Genomic DNA, 5,105 nt, shown 5'->3' with positions numbered 1-5,105 from the left:
CGAATGCAGCCCCGGCTGCCGCTCCGGCAGCACCTGCCGACGCCAATCCGCTGATCGCCTCGGTCAACGGCCAGAAGATCTATCTGGATGACGTCAAGAAAGCGGCAGCTGGCCTGCCGCCCCAAGCACGCCAGCTGCCGCCGAACACACTCGTCGGCATTCTGCTGAACCAGATCGTGAGCCAGAAGGCCATCCAGATCGACGCCCTCAAGGAAGGCCTCGACAAGAAGCCTGATGTGAAGGCCCAGATGCAGGAAGCAGCTGATAATGCCTTGCAGAATGCCTATCTGCAGGAAAAAGTCGCACCGCTGGTGACTGAAGATGCTATCAAGCAGGCCTATCAGACCAACTATGCGTCGAAGAAGGGTGAGCAGGAAATTCACGCCCGCCACATTCTGGTTGCTGACGAAGCCGCAGCCAAGGACGTGATCAAGCAGCTCAACCACGGTGCGAAATTCGAGGATCTTGCCAAGAAACTCTCGACCGACAAGGGATCGGGCGCCAGCGGTGGCGATCTGGGCTGGTTCAAGAAAGGCGACATGCTGCCGGAATTTTCCACGGCCGCTTTTGCCATGAAGCCCGGCACCATCAGCCAGACCCCGGTCAAGACACAGTATGGCTGGCACGTCATCCAGGTTCTGGCTTCGCGTGAAGCCCCTGTCCCGCCACTCGATCAGGTTCATGACGAAATCCGTCAGCAGCTGATCCGTGACAATGTCCGCGACATCGTCAAGGCTGCCCAGGACAAGGTCAAGATCGTACGTTATGACGCTCAGGGCAAGCCACTCCCGGACGCTCCCAAGAAGTAAGCCACAAGCTCACTTTTTACTCAGAAATCCGGTCTTTTCGCTTCATTACGGAGCGGGGGGCTGGACCTGAGCCTTTAGCCGTGCATCCTCCTTCCGACGTTCCCAGTTCGGAGACAGATCATGGCCAAAGCCCTCCCCCTCTCCCCCCTTGCCCAACCCCTGCCGCGTCTCGAACCGGTTGCAGGTGTGCGACTTGGCGCTGTCGCTGCACAGATACGCTACAAAGATCGAACCGATCTCATGATGATGGAGTTCGAGCCCGGCACGACTGCAGCCGGCGTTTTCACGCGCAGCAAATGCCCGGCGGCCCCGATTGACTGGAGCCGCGCCGCCCTTGCCCAGGGTACGGCCAGAGCTCTGGTGGTCAATTCCGGCAATGCAAATGTCTTCACGGGACGCGCCGGTGTACATGCAACCCAGATATCGGCAGCGGCAGCGGCGCGAGTAGTGCATTGCGCTGCGACCGAAGTCTTTCTTGCGTCCACAGGTGTGATTGGTGAGCCACTCGATGCCGAGCGAATCAGTGACGCGATGCCTGCCCTGTACGACAAGCTGAGCCCGGATGGCTGGGAAGACGCAGCACGCGCCATCATGACAACGGATACTTTTCCCAAGGCCGCAACACGCAAGGTTGAAATCGCCGGCGAAACGGTGACGATACAAGGCATCGCAAAAGGCAGCGGCATGATCGCGCCTGATATGGCAACGATGCTCGGCTTTGTTGTGACCGATGCTGCCATTTCTCATGATGTGCTTCAGGCGCTTCTGCATATGGGTACCGATCGGAGCTTCAACGCGATCACCGTGGACTCCGACACTTCTACGTCGGACATGGTCCTTGTTTTCGCAACCGGCCAGACAGGCACACCGCCTATCACCTCCCTTGCTGACCCTCAGCTGACCGCTTTCCGCGAGGCTTTCGACTCCCTGTTGCTCGAACTTGCGCTGATGGTGGTTCGCGATGGCGAAGGAGCTTCCAAGCTCTTCAGTGTAAAGGTCAACGGCGCCGTTTCCGACGAATCTGCCAAGAAAATTGCGCTGGCAATCGGCAATTCACCTCTGGTGAAAACCGCTATTGCAGGTGAAGACGCCAACTGGGGGCGCATTGTGATGGCTGTAGGCAAGAGCGGCGAACCTGCCAACCGGGACACACTTTCAGTTGCTATCGGGAACACTTGGATTGCCCGCATGGGAACGGTCATTGAAGGCTATGATGAAGCGCCTGTCATTGCCCACATGAAAGGCCGTGAGATAGAAATCCAGATCGATCTCGGCCTGGCCAATGGTCACGCACAGATCTGGAGCTGTGATCTGACCCACGGTTACATTGATATCAACGGCTCCTATCGAAGCTGATATGCACCACGATCGGCCTTTGAACGGCCGATCGCAAATCCTTGCCCATAGTCTGACTTAGGCCCTGCAACGCGTTTTTCCGCCGCGTACGCAACTTGCGCTGTGCCATAATCGCATTTAGTATCCCGTTGGTCCACTTTAGATCGACAGGGGACACCCAGAGGCTGGACGGTCGTAGCAGCTGCACATCCGTTACAGGCTGACAGCTTGGCAGATCTCCAAAAAACGCAATCAGATCAACGTCGTACAAATACCTGAATGACGCTGAGGAGGAACAGGCATGGCAAATGCATTTCGCGTGGTCATCATCGGCGGCGGCGTCGCCGGGATGGAAACGGCGATGACACTCGGTCGTGGGCGCCATCGCACTATCCAGATCACGCTGATTGACAAAGGTGCCGTGCATTACTGGAAACCCATGCTGCATGAATTTGCAGCCGGCACGGGTGAGGAATCCCGGGATTGTACGACCTTTGCCGAGGCAAGCCGTCGCTTCGGCTTCCGGTTTATCCAGAGCTCCCTGAGCAAGGTTGATCGTGAGAAACACGAAATCCTTCTCGCAAATGATGAGGTCGTACCTTACGACATGCTGATCGTGGCACTGGGCTCGCGGTCAAATGATTTCGGTATCGAAGGCGTGGCGGCAAACTGCACGTTCATCGACTCCTTGCCCGATGCCAGCCTGTTTCATGAAAAATTCCGTAGCGCATTTCGAGACGCGGCAGCGGCCGGCCGCAAACTTGACGTCGGAATCGTTGGCGGCGGCGCCACAGGTACGCAGCTCGCTGCGGAACTGTGCAGTGCTATCGATCTGGCACCAGGCTTCGGAAAGGAGGCCAGAAAAAATATCCTGCGCCTGTCCCTGATCGAAACTGGAAAACGCATCCTGCCAGCATTCCCTGAACGGGTGTCAAGCGATGCCCGCAAGCAGCTCGAGGAGCTCGGGGTAAACGTTCTGACTGATGCCATGGTCAGTGCTGTCGATAGCGAAGGATTCCACCTCAAGGATGGCCGCATCATCCTCGCAGAACTGCGGGTCTGGGCCGCTGGTGTAAGGGCCAACGCCGCTACGGAGCTGTTCGAGGGGCTTGAAATGGCTCGCGGTGGTCAGATTGTGGTGAACCATCGCATGCAATCGACACGCGACACCTCTATATTTGCCCTTGGTGATTGCGCACATATCAGTGATGCGCCGCTTCCCGCTACGGCCCAGGTTGCCCGTCAACAGGGTATTTATCTGGGACGCGCCATTCCTGTCATCGCGCAGGGTCGTGAGCCCTCGACATTTGTTTACCAGGATCGTGGTGCCGTTGTGTCGCTGGGCGATTATAATGGCTGGGGCATGGTCGGCTCCTCCAAGAGTTTTGGCGGAGGGCTTCTGCGGGGGCTCGCACCACGGTGGGTGCATGATCTGATCTTTCGTCAGCATCAGATCGGCGTCATGGGAGTAGCGCGTGGGACCGCTGCTTTCCTTAAAGCTCATCTGCTACCGACCCGCCCACGTCTGGATTAACAACTCTTCGATCAGCGGTAAAAGATGTCATGCCCTTGCAGCACTCTCTAGCTCTTTCTCCAGAAAACTCGATTCGCCTCGATCAGATGGTGGCGGCTTTGCAGGACAAGGGGTTTGCCCTGGAACGCAGCAAGGACATGCGCGCCTTTCTTCAGGGTTTTGGCTTCAGGGACTGGGAGTCATTTTCAGAAAGCTGGAACCGGCTCGGCCTTGATCGCTACATGGCCGATGGTGGGCGTTACCGCAAAAGACGCTATGCCACCTACGCCCTGACAGGCGGCCGCATTGAGCGCAAGCGTCATCAGCCTCATTATCAAAGTCGTGACTACAACCTGCTGAATGGCGGTATAGAACGCTGGTTTGGCCCGATCGAGGATGCCGTAGCCACGCATCCGGTCATGCTCTCCGTCCTGAATGCCGCTCACCTGCTCGCGCTACGTATGACCCCCGCCTCGACACAGCCTGACAGCTGGCATGCGGAAGTCCATCAGTTTCGCATCGAAGCCCAGGCTGGCAGCCAGGCTCGGCCCACGCCTGAAGGCATGCATCGAGACGGAGTGGATTGGGTAATGGTTCTGATGGTCAATCGGGAAAACGTCGCATCTGGCATAACGTCGATCCATAATGATCAGCGTGAGGAAATCGGTTCCTTCACGCTTGAAACATCCCTCGACACGGCGCTCGTGGATGATCATCGCGTCTATCACGGCGTAACCCCGGTTGAACCGATTGATCCTGCCAGACCGGCTTATCGCGACGTACTGGTGGTTACGCTCCGTCACGCCTAAAAGGAGGAAAGGGCCCTTTCGCCCCACGAGTCGATAAAAAAGAGAGAAATGCCGATGCGTTTTGGTCTTGCGGTCACGAGTATCGCAGTCATGGGCCTCATTGTGCCTCCGAGCCTTGCCCGTACGCATCACGGCACGACAACCAAAGCCCAGACAAAAGACACACTCAGCGCGAAGCCGGTGGTGCTAACCGCCCAGCCGGGAACCAATCTGGATCAGGTAGCACGTCAGCTGAATGCTGCTGATCTGGCTGATGCTGCCAAACACAATGACAATCCAGTGGTTCTGGTCGCGTCTGCCCCCCTGTCATCTGACCAAGGCGACATGGCACTTTTTGTGCAACTGCAATCGGCCCGTCTTTGTGGGTCTGCCGGGTGCTCAACCTCTGTTTATCTGCGTCATAAAGGAGGATGGAAACTCGTCCTCGACTCGGTCAGCGGAGCGATTTCGGTTCTCCCGACACGTCATAACAACATGCATGACCTGCAGATCGACAAGAATGACCGCTGGACATGGAACGGATCCAGCTATCAGGACAGTATCACTGCACCACCATCTGCCACCCCTCACAAGAAGGTAGCTGAGAAGCCCAAGAAAAAGCTTCTAAGAGGCTGACAGTATCAGGGTGTTGGGAGATAT

Annotated in this window: 5 protein-coding genes; all 5 read left to right on the top strand. The window is 57.1% G+C overall.

The features are described 5' to 3' along the window. Nucleotides 1–809, top strand: an 809-nt coding sequence (locus JCM25354_RS15305; protein WP_025886718.1) for a peptidylprolyl isomerase, incomplete at its 5' end; no start/stop codon positions are given. Between the two features lie 120 nt (nucleotides 810–929). Then, nucleotides 930–2,165 carry a bifunctional glutamate N-acetyltransferase/amino-acid acetyltransferase ArgJ gene (gene argJ, locus JCM25354_RS15300; RefSeq protein WP_025886717.1) on the top strand — a complete coding sequence of 412 codons (1,236 nt, stop codon included), beginning with the start codon at nucleotides 930–932 and terminating at the stop codon, nucleotides 2,163–2,165. 280 nt (nucleotides 2,166–2,445) lie between these two features. Further along, complete coding sequence (locus JCM25354_RS15295) at nucleotides 2,446–3,678, top strand: NAD(P)/FAD-dependent oxidoreductase (protein ID WP_025886716.1); 1,233 nt, start codon at nucleotides 2,446–2,448, stop codon at nucleotides 3,676–3,678. An 86-nt stretch (nucleotides 3,679–3,764) separates the two neighbouring features. Continuing rightward, a complete protein-coding gene (locus JCM25354_RS15290) occupies nucleotides 3,765–4,466 on the top strand; it encodes a 2OG-Fe dioxygenase family protein (protein WP_051537447.1) in 702 nt (233 codons plus the stop codon). A 54-nt stretch (nucleotides 4,467–4,520) separates the two neighbouring features. Next, the gene (locus JCM25354_RS15285) at nucleotides 4,521–5,081 is read left to right on the top strand and encodes a hypothetical protein (protein WP_025886714.1); all 561 of its coding nucleotides are present in this window, start codon (nucleotides 4,521–4,523) and stop codon (nucleotides 5,079–5,081) included. Nucleotides 5,082–5,105: the final 24 nt, after the last annotated feature.

This window comes from Asaia prunellae JCM 25354 (assembly GCF_000613885.1).
Classification (GTDB): domain Bacteria; phylum Pseudomonadota; class Alphaproteobacteria; order Acetobacterales; family Acetobacteraceae; genus Asaia; species Asaia prunellae.
This window is presented reverse-complemented; position numbering and strand designations above follow the sequence as displayed.

Bases quoted from the DNA above. Each gene is read 5' to 3' on its own strand.
- argJ (WP_025886717.1), top strand. From the start codon at position 930: ATGGCCAAAGCCCTCCCCCTCTCCCCCCTTGCCCAACCCCTGCCGCGT.
- JCM25354_RS15295 (WP_025886716.1), top strand. From the start codon at position 2,446: ATGGCAAATGCATTTCGCGTGGTCATCATCGGCGGCGGCGTCGCCGGG.
- JCM25354_RS15290 (WP_051537447.1), top strand. From the start codon at position 3,765: ATGGTGGCGGCTTTGCAGGACAAGGGGTTTGCCCTGGAACGCAGCAAG.
- JCM25354_RS15285 (WP_025886714.1), top strand. From the start codon at position 4,521: ATGCGTTTTGGTCTTGCGGTCACGAGTATCGCAGTCATGGGCCTCATT.